The 15,674-nt window shown below is 50.5% G+C and carries 11 protein-coding genes; 3 read left to right on the forward strand and 8 right to left on the reverse strand.

Translation table 11 applies throughout. The features are described from left to right. Nucleotides 1–19 precede the first annotated feature (19 nt). Both KTO58_RS11100 and KTO58_RS11105 read right to left on the reverse strand, forming a co-directional pair. Nucleotides 20–1,222, reverse strand: a complete 1,203-nt coding sequence (locus tag KTO58_RS11100; RefSeq protein ID WP_095839296.1) for a M20 metallopeptidase family protein — start codon at nt 1,220–1,222, stop codon at nt 20–22. 328 nt (nt 1,223–1,550) lie between these two features. After that, nucleotides 1,551–1,979 carry an SRPBCC family protein gene (locus tag KTO58_RS11105; RefSeq protein WP_095841606.1) on the reverse strand — a complete coding sequence of 143 codons (429 nt, stop codon included), beginning with the start codon at nt 1,977–1,979 and terminating at the stop codon, nt 1,551–1,553. 257 nt (nt 1,980–2,236) lie between these two features. Here KTO58_RS11105 and KTO58_RS11110 point away from each other — a divergent pair, with 257 nt between their 5' ends. Then, nucleotides 2,237–3,118, forward strand: coding sequence for an NAD(P)-dependent oxidoreductase (locus KTO58_RS11110; protein ID WP_095839295.1), 882 nt, complete (start codon nt 2,237–2,239; stop codon nt 3,116–3,118). Nucleotides 3,119–3,166: 48 nt separating this feature from the next. On the opposite strand, the gene KTO58_RS11115 is transcribed toward KTO58_RS11110, so the two are convergent. The 3 genes from KTO58_RS11115 to KTO58_RS11125 all read right to left on the reverse strand — a co-directional run bounded on the left by KTO58_RS11115 (nt 3,167) and on the right by KTO58_RS11125 (nt 6,808). Beyond that, complete coding sequence (locus KTO58_RS11115; protein WP_095839294.1) at nt 3,167–5,152, reverse strand: tetratricopeptide repeat-containing sensor histidine kinase; 1,986 nt, start codon at nt 5,150–5,152, stop codon at nt 3,167–3,169. A gap of 60 nt (nt 5,153–5,212) precedes the next feature. Beyond that, nucleotides 5,213–6,376: a glycoside hydrolase family 172 protein gene (locus KTO58_RS11120; protein WP_095839293.1), complete on the reverse strand. Its 1,164-nt coding sequence runs from the start codon at nt 6,374–6,376 to the stop codon at nt 5,213–5,215. Between the two features lie 225 nt (nt 6,377–6,601). Continuing rightward, a complete protein-coding gene (locus KTO58_RS11125) occupies nt 6,602–6,808 on the reverse strand; it encodes a hypothetical protein (RefSeq protein ID WP_225860194.1) in 207 nt (68 codons plus the stop codon). 518 nt (nt 6,809–7,326) lie between these two features. Between KTO58_RS11125 and KTO58_RS11130 the strand changes: the two genes are divergently transcribed. Continuing rightward, a complete protein-coding gene (locus tag KTO58_RS11130) occupies nt 7,327–7,968 on the forward strand; it encodes a response regulator transcription factor (RefSeq protein ID WP_095839291.1) in 642 nt (213 codons plus the stop codon). 25 nt (nt 7,969–7,993) lie between these two features. Here the strand turns inward: KTO58_RS11130 and KTO58_RS11135 are convergent, their stop codons facing one another. The 3 genes from KTO58_RS11135 to KTO58_RS11145 all read right to left on the reverse strand — a co-directional run bounded on the left by KTO58_RS11135 (nt 7,994) and on the right by KTO58_RS11145 (nt 13,661). Then, entirely contained in the window at nt 7,994–8,821 is an 828-nt protein-coding gene (locus KTO58_RS11135) for a GLPGLI family protein (RefSeq protein ID WP_095839290.1), read from the reverse strand. A gap of 35 nt (nt 8,822–8,856) precedes the next feature. Continuing rightward, nucleotides 8,857–11,523, reverse strand: coding sequence for a TonB-dependent receptor (locus KTO58_RS11140; protein WP_095839289.1), 2,667 nt, complete (start codon nt 11,521–11,523; stop codon nt 8,857–8,859). Between the two features lie 146 nt (nt 11,524–11,669). Further along, a complete protein-coding gene (locus KTO58_RS11145; RefSeq protein WP_198314939.1) occupies nt 11,670–13,661 on the reverse strand; it encodes a tetratricopeptide repeat-containing sensor histidine kinase in 1,992 nt (663 codons plus the stop codon). Between the two features lie 138 nt (nt 13,662–13,799). Between KTO58_RS11145 and KTO58_RS11150 the strand changes: the two genes are divergently transcribed. After that, nucleotides 13,800–15,674 carry a twin-arginine translocation signal domain-containing protein gene (locus KTO58_RS11150; RefSeq protein ID WP_095839287.1) on the forward strand — a complete coding sequence of 625 codons (1,875 nt, stop codon included), beginning with the start codon at nt 13,800–13,802 and terminating at the stop codon, nt 15,672–15,674.

Genomic DNA, 15,674 nt, shown 5'->3' on the forward strand with positions numbered 1-15,674 from the left:
CTGATTTAATGATGTTGTATTATGAATGTACGTGTTGCAGGTGTTCGAGGTTTTTGAGGGTGAGCCATGCCATGAGGCCGGTAGATACTTCCAGTGCATGTTCGTCTACATCGAAGGTAGCGGTATGCAGGCCGGAGGTGATGCCTTTGTCTACGTTGCCGGTGCCGAGGCGATAGAAGCAAGCATCTGCTACCTGGGAGTAGGATGCGAAGTCTTCGGCGGCCATCCAGATATCGAGGTCGACAACGTTGGCGGCGCCCAGGTATTCGACGGTATGTTGGCGGGTGAGGGCGGTGAGTTTTTCTTCGTTGATCAATACGGGATATCCTTTCCGGATCTCGATATGGCACTTCCCTCCCATTCCTTCTACCTGTGATTTGGCGATCTGTTCTATGCGGCGATGTGCTTCCTTGCGCCATTGTTCGTCGAGGGTGCGGAAGGTACCTTCTATGGTGACTACGTCGGGGATGACGTTGTGGATGCCGGCGCCGATGAATCGGCCGAATGATAGTACGGACGGTGTGAGTGGGTTGGCGTGGCGGCTTACGACCTGCTGGAGGGCGGTAAGCATCTGGCAGGCGATCATGATGGGATCGATCACGATGTTGGGCATGGCGGCGTGGCCACCTTTTCCTTCTACGGTGATATAGATCTCGTCGACGCTGGCCATGTATTTACCGGCGCGGAACCCTATTTTGCCGGCTGCCAGTTCGGGCATGGTATGTTGACCGAGGATGCTGGCGGGGCGGGGATTTTCGAGTACTCCCTCTTTAATGAGGATGCTGGCACCTCCCGGCAGGAGTTCTTCTCCAGGCTGGAATATCAGTTTGACGGTACCGGCCCATTCTTCTTCCAGTGCTTTGAGAATACGGGCGGAGCCCAGCAGCGAGGAGGTGTGTACGTCGTGTCCGCAGGCATGCATGACGCCCGGGTTTTGCGAGCGGTAGGGTACCTCGTTGCGTTCTTGTATGGGGAGGGCGTCGATATCGGCGCGGAGGGCCATGATGGCGCCACCCGGCTTTTTACCTTTGATCTCGGCGATGACACCTGTGGTGGCCATACGTTTGAAAGGCAGACCTATTTCGGTCAGTTTTTGCTCTATGAAGGAGGCAGTATTGTGTTCTACGAATGAGAGTTCGGGGTTGGTATGGAGGTGGCGGCGGTTGGCGATGGTATCGGCATGCAGCTGCCTGGCCAGATCCTGTATCTTTTGTTTCAGCATGGCTGGATAGCAGTTTTCATTACAAAGACCACTAATGTACGATCTATTTGCCGCGCCGCATAACTGAAAATCAGCGCACTCCTATCCTATTGTTAGTCAACTTATTACAAACTCTTTGTATAAGCGTTCTATAAGCGTTGTATATCCATTGTATAAGCATTCTATATCCATTGTATAAGCGAGGTATACCCTTCCTATAGGCATCCTGTATCCATTGTATACCGATTGTATAAGGATGTCTATGCTTTGCTTATACAAATGTTATACGAATGATACAGGAATGCTATAGGAAAGATATAGCAGTACTTTCCGTAAGTTATCTTGACGGTTATTTTTCGAGGAATTGTTTGAGGTTGGTACCGATGATCTGGGTCCATCCGGCGGTGAAACTTTCGATACCGAAGTTTTTGTCGTCGCGGGACGGGAATGATTCGAGGCCTCTGTGGGTGAGTACGAGGCGTGTTTTATCACCATCCGGGAAGAGTTCGAAGGTAACGAACGATTCGCCGGGGAAGCCCTGGTATTTCCAGCTGTAGGTGAGTTTTTTGCCCGGTTCTACTTCGGTTACTTCGCAGAGGTGGACATATTGTTTGTCATCAGCGCCAGCGGAAAATTCAAAGAAGAAGCCTACTTCCGGTTTGAAGTCTTCCAGGTCGAAGTACCATTCTTTCATTTGGCGGTGGTCGGTGATCGCCTGCCATACTTTGGCGGCGGGGGCATTGAACGTGCGTTCAAAGAGAAGCGGTGTGTTACTCATAAGGCCGTATTTGTATTGAAGATATGAAACGATCAGGCGGCAAGTATTGTTCCGGTGGATAGACACCGCACTCATTGCGTAACCTTTCAGTTACAAATATAACGATACCTTTTGGTTACGCAAATAAAATTGGCGTGGGTGAGCAGGGAGCAATTATTCCCTGGCTGAAAAATTTCTCCCTTATTGTCTGCCCCTGTAATTCTGTGGAAGTTTGCGTCTATTAAAAGTGAGCTAATCATCAACAAAAAAAGAAGGCTATGACAACGACAACACAGCAAACAGGCGTTACGGTAATTGGATTGGGGGATATGGGCAGTGTATTGGCGCATGTATTATTAGATAAGGGGTATACGGTGACGGTGTGGAACCGTCGCCGTGATAAGGCGGCGGCGTTAGTGGCCCGGGGGGCGATGCTGGCGACTGATGTGGTGGCAGCGGTGGGCGCCAGTGCGGTGACGATCATTTGTGTGACGGATTATGCGATCTCGCACGGTATCCTGCATACGGCGGCGGTGGGTGCGGCACTGTCGGGGCGGTTGCTGATTGAGTTGAGTACGGGTACGCCGGCGGATGCTCGTCATGGTGAGCGATGGGCAGCTGCGCAAGGTATTGTTTACCTGGACGGGGCGATCCTGGCGACACCGCGCCAGGTGGGGCGTGCGGACACACCGATCTTTGTTTCGGGCGACAGGGCCGCTTATGAACGCGGAGTGGACATTTTGCAGGCATTAGCCGGCGGGCTGCAATATATGGGGGAGGCACCAGGAGCAGCGGCGGCGTGGGACCTGGGCTTTTTGAGTTACCTGTTCATGGGGGCGTTAGGATTGCTCCATGCGGCCCGCATTTTTGAGACGGAAGGTATACCGGTGGATGGGCTGGGGAATATGATCGCGCAGGTATCGCCGGGTATCGGGGAGATGATCCAGGGGATGGCGCTGGCTATTCACCAAAATGATTTTGAGCAGCCGGAGAGTTCGTTATTGATCTGTGCCCTGACGATGGACCTGTTAATCCGGCAGGCGGCGGAGAACGGCATTAACGATGAGATGCCGCGGTTTTTCAAAGGGCTTTATCAGCGGGGGTTGGATGCAGGTTATGGCGGGGAGAAATTTGCCGCTATGATCAAGGTATTGCGATAGTCCGCCATGTAAAAGCAGGCCGGTCGTTGGTAGTGACCGGCCTGTTTTTTATTTGTTGATGCTAATGGGGCATTCGATGGTGAAAGTGGCACCTATGTCCGGGGAGGTGTCAATATCCAGTGTGCCATGGAGGAATTCTACCCTTGAGCGGATATTGGTCATGCCGGAGCTGGTGGCCTGCCGGAGTTTATCTGCCGGTATTCCTTTGCCATTGTCTTCTACGATGAGGAGGATGCTCTCTTCATTTTCCTGGAGCTGTACCAGTATCTCTGCGGCATCGGCATGTTTGATGGCATTGTTGACGAGTTCCTGCATGACGCGGTATAGGACGATCTGCCGGGTTGTTTCCATTTTATTGGAGTAGTGTAAGACCTGGCAGACGATATTGTATCCGGTGCTGCGCAGGCCATCGCAGTAGGCGGTGGAGGCGGCGCCCAGTCCGAACTTGACCAGGGTTTCGGGCATGAGGCTCCAGGCGATGCGGCGCAGTTCGTCTGTTGCATAGTTGAGCCATTGCAGGCATTTCTCCAAGGCGTTATGGGCAGTAGGTTGTTCGTTTGTCTTCAGTAAGGTGGACAGTTCCATTTTTGTACCGGACAATATGCCTCCCAGTCCGTCGTGCAGGTCGCGGGCGAGGCGGGTACGTTCCTGCTCCTGTCCTTCCAGCATGGCATATAGCAAGGAGATGCGATGTTCCTGTTGGATCTTTTCCATTTCGAAAGCGTATACCCGTTTGCGGTTGCGATGCAGGATATACAAGAGGAATAAGAGGATGAGCAGGATGATGAAACCGGCGATAAGCAGGTAGTTGATGAAGGCGCTGCGTTGCAGTATGAGTTCCTGTTGTTTGGTCTTGTTGCGTAGTCGTAGTATCTGTTGTTCTTTTTTAGCATTTTGATAGCGGGCTTCGAGGTCGGCGACCTGTATTTTGACTTCTTCCTGTTTGATGCTATCGTTGAGTTGATTGTATTTTCTCAGCCAGGCGTATGCCTGCGGGCGGTTGCCACTGCTATCTTCTATGGCGGCGAGTAGCTGGAGGGCTTCTAGCTCGTTGATGGCTGCTTTTTCTACGACGGCTTTATCATAGAAGAGGCGGATATATTTCCGGGCGTTGGGATAGTCTTTGAGGGTGAAGTAGGTTTCGCCCATGCCTTTCCAGATATTGTTGAGGGGGTAGTCTCTGCGGTATTTTACGGCGATCTCCTCTCCTTTTCTGAAGGCAGCGAGGGCGGCCTGCTGTTGGCCTATCTTGCGCAGGTATTGTGCTTCATGTACGTAGTAGCTGGGCCAGAGGTCTGACACGCTCATGCCATCCAGTACTGTTTTCGCTTCATCGAGGTAGTATTTCATTTGCGGGATGGAGTCGAGGGCCTCCATACATTCGGACATGTTGAGATAGACGAGAGTGAGGCTTTCTTTGAGCGGGGTGCGTTTGAATATTTCTATGGCCCGTATGAAGTAGGGATAGGCTTTGCGTTGTTCGTTGACGTTATTGAGTTCGGATGCGATGTTGGCGATGACGACGCCCAGGGCATTGGAATCTTTGGTACGTTCTATATCGGGGATGAGGCCGATGAGCAGTTCCAGTTCTGTTTTGGGCAGCCGGAGGATGGCCATGACGTTGGCGATGTTGCCTACTGCGCGGATGTGGATGAACAGGCCCATGGCGGAGGTATCGTTGCGGGTGAGGCTATCAGCCAGCTGGAAGTTTCTTTTGGCATCGTCGAAGTTGCTGACATCGAGATAGCAGAATCCGAGGGAGTAGTATCCGAAAGCGATGCCATGCCGGTATTGTTGTTTCCTGTTGATGTCCAGGCATTGCCGTGCGTAGCGGAATGCTTTGATGGAGTCCTGCCCGGAGTATGCCTGTGAGAGGAGGCCCATGACCCAGGCTCTGCCGGTATCTGTTTTCTTTTTAGGTAATAGTTGTTCCAGGCTGTCGATGCGCCGGCGCAAGTCATTTTGCGCCTGTAGTTGAGCAGCAGACAGCATCAACAACTGGATGATAATGACAATCAGGTAATATTTCTTCATGTATTTCCCCCCTTTACAAACTAGTGTTTAGCGTTTTTTTATAAGTACAAGTAGCGGTTGTCAGTTGACTTCCAGCAGGTCTTTTGCCGGCAGTTTAGGAAAAGGCTGATGCGGTTCTGTCTGGTACCAGAATACGACGGATGCGATATCGGATTGTTGTGCGAGGTATCGGCCATTATGTCGCCAGCCGAGGTCCTGTATGGTTACTTTCAGTGACTTATCGAACCGGATAGGGTCCATGATATGCCATCGATAGAGACCGAATCGTTGTTGTGAGCGGTAGGAACCATCGGGGCGTATCACTTGTGGCAGTCCGGAATAGGGGCTGGAGAATTCGATGTACTTCCCTCCCCTGTCGAAGTTGTAGGAGCCACAGAAATAGTCTTCTGTACCGGTGCCGCAGATGGTTGGGTATTTTGTATCTCCATCGAGGAAAAATTTGATCTCTCCTTCTCCCCACCATCCGTTATTATTGACACCCCAGGCCATGTATACCCCTACGTATTGTCCTTTTCCTTTGATGTTGTCGGTGATGATGTAGTCGGAAGAGGTGTTGGGGTTGGTACGTCGGAATTGGGCATGGAAATAGGCGGCATCGTCGGGTACATCGGTGAGGGTGTAGTCGACCTGGTAGTATAGGCGCATGGGTTCCTGGTTGATATTTTCCATGGTGATGCGGCATTTTTTGCGGAAGGGCATGGCCCAGTAGCAATTGAATGCGCTGCCCGGGTTGACGGCGACGGGTAAGGAAGAGAGGGGGGCATATTCGCCCCAGCCCATGCCGAAGAAGTCGCCTACGGGGCATTCTACGGAAGGTTCTTTTTCGTCGTCCCAGTAGATGCGGAGGATGGAGAAGCGCCAGATGCCGGTGGGTGTCATCCAGATGTGCTGGATAGCACCGGCGCTATTGATCTCTGCCAAGGTGAATGTTTGGCCCGGGTTGATGATGACGAAGGGGTTTACTTTCCAGCCGGCGCCGAGGTCGCGGGCAGCATCGGCGGCGTTGGCGGCATTAGGTTGTTGTTTGTCTTGGAGGCGGGCCATGCCACCTTTACCTTTTTCGCCGCTGAAGTTTTCCGGGCTGATGGAGCGGGTTTGTGCGTTGGAGAGGCGGTAGAGGTTGCCCAGGTGCATATCCAGGCCATTGAAGCGGTTTTGCTGTTGTGCGGGCAGGGTGACTGGGAGCAATAGCAGTGCGGCCCAAGCGAAGCGAAATAATTTCATTGTACTATTCATTTAGCGGGATGATCATTTAGCAGCTATCCTGTGAAAGGAGCCATCTTTCGTGGATGTATGGTTGACAGTTCTTATGTGATAAGGTCCGGAAGGAGGACGGGTATTTTCTCAACGTCTGGTGAAGATACAATGTTTCTCTGAACGGTTATTTGCTAAAAAGTACGGGCTACACTTTAGCAAGTGCAGCCCGCGGTGTAGGGGTATGAATTTCTATTACTGAAAAGAGTGTACGATGGAACCCTGTACAATCCCGCTTGAATTGGACGGCTCTTCTTTTTTCACTTCTTTGCCATCGGCAAAGATCTGCAGTCTTATTTTACCTGGGTTGTCGGTGATTACCCCCAGCAGGAATGATCCGCCATAGTCGATGGTACGGGTTACAGTTACGGTGAAAGGCAGCGGTTTATTGCCCGATGTCAACGCGCCTGTTTCATTTGTATAGCTTATATCGGCTCTTGGGTTATTTCCTTCGATGCTGGTGACTTTGTATTCGATGGTAACTTTTTTAGGATAACCAGCGCCGAAATCAGGACCGTTGTTTTTTTTTGCTACAGGCGGTGAGGAAGGTAGCGGCAGTTACTAACAATGCGACGAATTTCACGGACGTTGTTTTGAATAAAGAAAGGTTCATAATTATGATGGTATTTAGTTAGCAAATCACATGACAGGTTGGGTTGATTGCTGACAATCTCAATGGGTTGGCGTTCATCAACGGTTTACGGTGTTGTTTTTATTATTTGTCCCCTTGGGAATAGCTATGTGAGCGGCATTCCCATTTATAGCACAAAAGTACCACGCTGTAGAAGGCTTGACAATACTGGCATTCATGGTTTTTTTTCTACTGGTTTTCCAGTATATTTGGGGGACCTTTACCTGCTATGCCGCCACCATAGCCGTAAAGTGTACCATCATCGCAATTTATCAATCAACCTAGGTGAATGTTATCACAAAAAAAAGAAGTGGCATTGGCTATCGTAGATGATCATCCTGTTGTATTACAGGGACTACAGAGCCTGCTGGAGCATGAACGGCACTTACATGTTACGGGATGTTTTACTACCGGTACTGATTTTCTGAATTTTCTTCCTGACAATGTTGTGGACATCGTATTGCTGGACATTACGTTACCGGATGTCAATGGTATGGACCTGTGTAAAAAGATCAAGTCTATTGCGGCTGACACGGCGGTGCTAGTGTTAAGCAATCACAGTGAGCGTAGTATTGTGATGCAGATGTTGCAGAACGGGGCGAGTGGTTACTTGTTGAAGAATGCGCCGGCGGGGGAATTATTGTCCTGTATACAGGAGGTATTGAACGGGCAGGTCGCTTTCAGCAATGCGGTGAAAGAGATATTGGCTAAGCCTGGTTCTACTGCACTTAAGAGTTTACCCAGGCTGACGAGGCGGGAGCATGAGATTTTGCAACTGATCGCCGACGGGCAGACGACAGCGGACATTGCCAACCATCTTTTTCTTAGTCCGTTGACGGTAGAGACACACCGGCGTAACCTATTGCAGAAGTTCGAAGCCAAGAATGTAGCTACGCTTATCAAGATAGCGGTACAACAAGGTTTTTTGTAAGCGAATAACAGTGCGGGGGGCACTATTATTCCATTGGCACGCTGATCGTGTGTGCGGGCATTTGTGCGCGCATCTTTCTGAACATCTTGTCTTTTTCCTGTGCGAAGACCTCTTCGCTTACCTCTTTCCCTTTTGTGGGAGGGCGGATGCCGGCTGCTTTTACTTTGTCCGTCAATGACACGGCGGTGAAAGTTGTTTTCACGTCGTTGCCTACCTGCAGTTCGAGTACGAGACCGGGGAGTTGCCCTGCTATTTGCGGAGCGACCGGCACGGGTATGTCTGTGGTGAACCATGCGATGATCTTCGCGGTATCGGTTATTTCTACCGGTTCAAATTTGCCATCGCGCATGGACATCTGCATTTTCTTTTCTGGTCGGCTGGCGACGGCTTTCCGGCAGGTCTTCCCTAGTATGGTCTTTGTTTCTTCTGCTATCTTCCAGGGCAGCGGTGTTACTTTTGTCCGGATGAGGAATGCTTTATCAAAGACGTATTGTTGCCGGGTGATGTTGCCTGTTGTAAAGTTAGTGTAGGTGGTTTCTTCCGATCCGCCGACGGCAGTAAAATGTGCGTCCATACCAGCGTTGGGGTCTGTGGGCAGTTCTTCATCGAGGTGTTGCCATAACATATGTTCTTTGGTGAAGCTGGCTTCGAATTTCACTTTGGGCATGTCAATCTTTTCCAATTTGCCAGATGTGGTGGCATCCATTCGTGTTGCGGCTACGGCTCTTCCGAGGGCCATGCCGCCTTTGGGAAACTGCATATTGAGTTCATAAACGACGGTGCCTTCCTGTTGTTGTGCGTGACCAGCAAGGAAACCTATCATGCTGCAGACCGTTAAAAGTATTCTTTTCATATGCGCGTATTAATAATGATTATGTCAATCGTCTTTTATTGTAATACCCTTCCGAGTTTGTAGGTGAATGTCAATAAGCCGTAGCGCGACAGTGCCTGGGCGCTGTTATCTTCTATGTATGCCGGTGTGATGTTGCGATATATCACTACGTTACTTTTGAGTATATCCCTTATGGTGAGTCTCAGCTCTCCTCTTTTGTTCTTTAGGAGGCTGTGGCTGATTGCGGCATGCCACAAGGGAATATTGGTATTAAAGCTCCTCTCCTGTTGCCGGTTGATGACATAGTAGAGAGAGGTGTTCAGATGCAGGCCTGCAAAAAGCGCCCAGTCTACCTGCAAGTCGTATTGTTGTGTCGAGAAGGTAGTGTTGGTTATTTTAGGCGCTGTATAGCGGGCGTAGTTGAAGCCATAGGCGGCACCGAGGGTAATATCGATCTTACTGGTAGGGGCAAGATCTATGTAGACGGTAGGTGCTGCATATAAGGTACGCGTACGATTCTCTATACCATTGACGAAGGATTGGTCCTGGTTGTAGCCGGCATTCCCGCCCACTCTTATTTTGCTTTGCAGCCATTGGACCGGAAAGCTGAGTTGTACATGGCCATTAAGTGAGAAGGTACCCTTTACATTTACAGGACGTATGTAGCGTTCTCCATTGGCGGTGAGGGAATCTGTGGTAGCGATCTTATGCTGTATGCCGGAGAATACGAGCCCTGCGAAGAGGGATCGGCCGCTGTATCCCATCGTTTCGAGGTAGTGTAGCTGAAAGACGTGCTGATAGGCTTGCTGGAGAGAAGGGTTGCCTATTCTGATCTCCGGCAGGTGACGCAGATCGGGTACCGGTTGCAGTTGTGATACGTCTGGCAGCTGTGTGCTGGTCGTATAGGTAGCGGTGAGTTGTTGCGAACGTGTGATGGCATATTTAAAAAACAGATTGGGGAGCAGGTTGGTATAGCGCCTGTCCAGCGATTGTGGGGCGCCACTGATATGGGTGTTGCCTTGCATGCCGGTGAAGAGCAGATCAGCGCCGATAGCGTAGTTGATATTTTTACCGATGCGGCTCAACCATTTAGCGCCGGCCTGCCACTGTTGTATGTTATTGCTGTACAGATTGGTCTGCCGATCGTTGACGATATCGTATTGCCCGGTATTTTTATTAAAGTCGAAGGTGTTGCTATTGGTACGGTTGCCCGAAATAGTAGCTGCGGCATTCCATTGTAACAGTGTGCGCTTCCATACCGGGAAGGTGTAGAATACTTTGGCGGTATGGCTGTAGTTAGTGATCCTGTCTTTACCGGATTGCCGCAATGAGTCGGTTGCATTGCTACGTATGGAAGACAGCAGACGATTGGCGTTGTTGCTGGTTACGGCGTTGTTGATCAATACCAGGAATGAATGCCCTGGTGCACGCAACTTCTTCCGATATACCATGCTGTTATTGAAGTCGAAGTTGTCGCCGGTGAGGGAGGTATTGTTAGTTCCACCGGAGGTGTTGGTACCTTTTATATCGGACTGGGCGTAGTTGACATTGCTTCTTCCCTGCTGGTGTTCATAGTTGAGGGAAGGGTTGATCTTAAACGACTGGAAGGAGTCGATGGCATGTTCGAATACTATGTTGAAGCGATGTACATCGGCAGTAGTGTCCGTAGTGGCGTGTTCGTTATATTCATAAGTCGAGTCCTGCAGGATGTATTTCCTTCGCCTGTCTGTGTTGTTCAGTATACGATCCCTTCCTCCGAAGTAGTTGAGCGAGATACTGGACTTGTCGGAGAGGTCTTTGTTATAGTTGGTACCGACGGCGGTGGTGGTGGTATATCCGGCGGAGGCGCGGGGATCTTTTTGAGCGGCATAGGGTTCGGAGAAACCACGTTGATTGACGTTATTAGTCCATCCCAGTAAGGACAGTTGCCTGGATTCTTTGAAGGAGTGTACGCCTGCTTTACCGGTATATCGTTGGTCAGTGCCCGCGCCGGCGGCGATTTGTCCGAACAGTCCTTTTCGTTTGTCTTTCTTCAGTTGCAGGTTGATGGTTTTTTCTCCGTTGCCATCGTCCATGCCTGTCATCATTGCCTGTTCGCTTTTCTTATCATATACCTGGACTTTATCCAGCATGTCAGCGGCGAGGTTTTGCGTGGCGATGCGGGTATCTTTTCCGAAGAACTCTTTACCATCTACCAATATCTTTTCTACTTTTTTGCCCTGTGTGGTGACGGAGCCATCTTTGGCCACTTCAATACCCGGCAGTTTTTTCAGCAGTTGTTCCACGCTACTATTGGGCGGTACTTTAAACGAACCTGCGTTATATTGTACGGTATCTCCATTTAATGTAACCGGTGGTGCTTCTGCTGTAATTATTACGTCGGCGAGGGTACGGGAGAAGGTGGACATGCGGATGTTGCCGATATCGTCTTCGGGTATTTCTCCTGTAATACGTAATGGCCGGCTGACCGCTTTATAATTCACATGCGTGATGAGCAGGCGGTAGTTGCCGGCAGGCAGGTGAGGTATCCTGAACTTACCACTGGCGGTGGTGAGTGTAAAAGATACCAGGGAGGAATCTGCTGCTTTCAGTATGGTAATGGTGGCGCTTTCGACGGCGGTACCGGCAGTATCGGTCACTGCTCCTTTGATCGCATATCGTTGCTGTGCCAACAAACCCAGGGGGCAGCCTATCAGACATAGAAACAGGAAATACAGTCGCATAAATAGTTACGGACAATGCTGGTATGGCATTGTATCATTTCTATGCAATAACCGTAATCAGGTATTCCTGAAAAAAAGTGATCGACTAAACTGACATTTTACTATCCGGAAAGAATAAATCAATCGACCATGGCAGTTTCTGAAAGTTATTCTGCGGGGATGAGGAGTTCTACATCTGCTGTTGTGCCTGTATTGGGGGTGGAGTTGATCTGTATTTTGCCCTGGAGGTAGTCTACACGATGATGGAGGCTGGTAAGGCCGATGCCGGGTTTACTGTGTGCATGTGTGCTATCGAAGCCTTTGCCATTATCTTCTACTGTTATGAAGAACTGGCGGCCATTACGGCTGCATTGCAGGAGTATGCTGGTGGCGGCGCTATGCCGGATGGCATTGGTCAACAGTTCCTGAATGATACGATAGATATTGAGCTGTGCGACCAGCGGCATGACGGGTTGGTCGACGAGGTATTGAAAGTCGATCTGTGTGTGTTGGCTGGAGAGGCCTTCGCAAAGGTCGTTGATGGCGGTTTCCAGTCCGAACTTCAGCAAGCTTTCGGGCATGAGGTTGCGGGCGATGCGGCGCAGTTCATCTACGGAATGATCCAGCTGGATGATGGTATCGTCGAGGGTATGTACGGCGGGCAGGTGCTGCATGTCTGCTACCTGCCGGGCCAGTTTCATTTTAATGCCGGACAGCATGCCCCCTAGTCCGTCGTGCAGATCTCTGGAGAGGCGGCTTCGTTCGCGTTCTTCTCCATCGAGCATAGCTCTGGTAGCGATGAGTTGCTGCTGTTGTGTCATCTCGCGCAGCTGTTGCTGATAGTTGATCTCTTTCTGTGCGGACAGTTTTTTGTTACTGCGGTAGAATACGATGGCGAGTATGGAGCTGATCAGCAATGCGACGATCACGACGATCAGCAGTCCTATGGTCAGGCGGGTATTTTTAGCTTTGAGCGCGGCTTCTTTTTTCTCGGACTCCAGGGCGGTGATCTGTCTTTTATTTTCGGCAGCGTTATATTTTACTTCCAATGCGTTGATGTCTGTTTTCAGGCGACTTTCGTAGATGGTATCGTTTAGCTGGCTGTAGCGTTTCAGCCATTCGTAGGCTGGTCCGGGGCGGTTCATTGCCACATAGGTTTCGGCCATTCCGTAATAGAGCTGGAGGCGGTTGTGCTGCAAGGTCATAATCTCCGGTTGCTGGAGCAGGAATTGGAATGCTTTGAGGGCTTTGTTGTAATCTTTCTGGTTGTAGTATACGTAGAACTGTTGCATGATGATGCTTTGTTCTTCGTAGCGATCTCCTTTTTTCCTGGCCAGTTCGAGGCCTTTCTCCAGGCTGTGCAGTGCTTCCGGGTAGCGGAACTGCACGGTATAGTGCATACCTTCTGCTTTATAGTAGGGTATCCATTCGTTGACATCGGGGTACCGGTCGAGCCATGCTTTGGCACTATCCAGCAAGGGGGATGCGTCCCGGGGTTTCATCCAGAGGCTGTAGTTTTCTGCGGCGGTGTAGTAGGCGGTGATGATCATTTCGGGATCGGCGTTGGCACGTGTAAAACCCTGTATGGCCATCCGGCAATATTCGGCTGCTTTGGCGAAGTCCTGGTGATTTTTGAAGACGATACACAGGTTGAGGTAGTTTCTGGCGATATAAGCGCTATCTCCCGCCATTTTAGCCATGGGAATCGCTTTATTGAGGATGATATCGGCAAAGACCTTATGATCGTCCTGGTGTTGTCTTATCACGCCGTAGTTGTGCCATACCCTGGCGCGGAGGCGATAAGCATCTTTGGTAGGAAAACGGCTCAGCAGGGTATCTGCTTTGAGCAATACTGATTGTCCCTGCTCCGGGTAGGTTTTGGCCAGGAAGAAGCCTTTATAGTATTGATAGGCGGCGTGCAGGTAGTTATTTTCTTTGGCATAGCGATATCCCTGTTCCAGGTATTTGTGTGCACGTGCAGTATCCTTCAGCACCCAGTATTCCGACAGGTGAAAGGCGGATGCGGCTTTGATGCTGTCGTTGGCGGGGCTGTTCATTATATGCTGGATACTGTCGGTATAGCGGTCATTGGATGTTGATTGTGCCTGACAAAAAACAGCCAAAAGCAGGAGGAAGATGGACAGGGAATATCTTTTCATGACAAAGTAAAAATACCCAGATCGGTCAGCTATATCAAACGTTTGAAGGAAAATGGCGGAAATCAGGGAGGTGATAAGAGGGAACGCTATTAAATACGCTGACGGCATAGTATATTGGAGTACCTAGTTTATTATCGTATGCATCATTCCAGACGTGATTTCCTACGCCTCGGCGCCATGGGCGGTGCGGGGCTGTTACTACCCTCCATGGCGCCCGCTGTTCCCCCACTTCCCCTGACCGGCCATCCACTTACGGACCTGAGTACGCAATTGTTGCAGGACTGGGGTTCGGCCCTGTTACAGTTGCAGGTAAAGACTCCTTCGGTGAAGGGCGTACACGGCGGTATCCTTTGTCCGGGCTGCGGGGTGATACATGGCCGTTGTGGCGATGCTATCTATCCATTCCTGTACCTGGCGGATAGGACCGGAGATCGCCGGTATGTGGAAGCAGCTATCGCCCTATATGACTGGATGGAGGTGATGGTGAGTACGGCAGACGGAGCCTGGCTCAATGAAGTGACGGTCAGTGACTGGAAAGGCACCACGGTATTTGGCACTACGGCACTGGCTGAGTCGTTATTATATTTCGGACACCTGTTGCCAGCAGCGATCAAAACCAAATGGACGGCACGACTCCGTAAAGCGGCGAACTATGTCTATACAACTTTTACGATCCAGACTGGCAATATCAATTATCCTATTGCAGCCAGCTATGCGTTGTGTCTGGCAGGTAAATTACTGGAGCACGCGCCTTTCATCGAGAAAGGCCGGGAACTGGCGCAGCAGAGTAAGGCTTACTTTACCGCCAACGGGTTATTGTACGGTGAAGGGCGGCCTACACCGGAGCGTAGTGCCAAGGGCTGTTATTCGGTGGACCTGGGATATAATGTTGAGGAATCGCTACCATCGCTGGTACAATATGCACTACTGATGAAAGATGAGGAGCTGCTTCAGCTCGTCATCCGCGCTATGCAGGCACATGCAGAGTTTTTGTTGCCTGACGGCGGGTGGGATAACAGCTGGGGAACGCGCCATTATAAATGGACCTGGTGGGGAAGCCGTACCAGCGACGGTTGTCATCCGGCGTACGGATTGCTGGTGGAGAGAGATCCTATGTTTTACCAGGTGGTACTATCCAACACACAGTTATTGCGGCAATGTACGCACGATAAATTATTGTATGGCGGTCCTCATTATCAACAGCAAGGTGTATTACCCTGTGTGGCGCATACGCTGGCACACAGCAAGGCTTTGACCACGCTCCTGTTACATCCTCCTGCTGTTCCCCGCCCGGCGGCATTATTGCCCCGGGCGAAAACCTATGGTAGCAAACATTTCCCTGAAATTGCGACCTGGCTGGTATCCAAAGGTGATTTCAGGGCTACTGTCACCGCTTATGATGTCGAATATAAAATGAAGGCCGGTCATCCCAGTGGCGGCGCTTTATCCCTTTTATGGCATAGTAAGGCCGGCCCTTTACTCACAGCCAGCATGAGCCGGTATCAACTGCAGGAAGGCCTGAACATGCAACGTAATGACGATCCGGAGGATATATGCCTCACACCTGGTTTTGTATGGCGCTCCGGCAAAAACATCTTCCGCAATATACTGGACCTGCAGGGAGAGGTTGACGTACAGCAACAGGCAGATACGCTGCTGTTCCACACACGTGCCCGGCTTGTAGATGAGCAGCAGCAGCCTGCTGACCATGCAATCTGCCATGTCAGTTATATTTTCAGCGAAGATAGTGTGACGATACAGGCAAAAGCAGATCATGAAGACGCTGTTTTTAGTATACCGCTGATCGCCAGTACTACAGAAACGGTAAAGCAGATCGATCCCCTGCAACTGAAGATACGGAAAGCGCATGCGGTCGTGCAGGTCACTGCCAACGTACCTTTGGAGCTCCCCAGGGGTATAGAAGGCCGTACGTTCAATTTTGTACCGGGTATGCAGGCATTACCAGTTCTATGTAAGGGCCGGGAGATACGCATGACGATCAAGATCGGGTAG

The organism is Chitinophaga pendula (assembly GCF_020386615.1).
GTDB lineage: Bacteria > Bacteroidota > Bacteroidia > Chitinophagales > Chitinophagaceae > Chitinophaga > Chitinophaga pendula.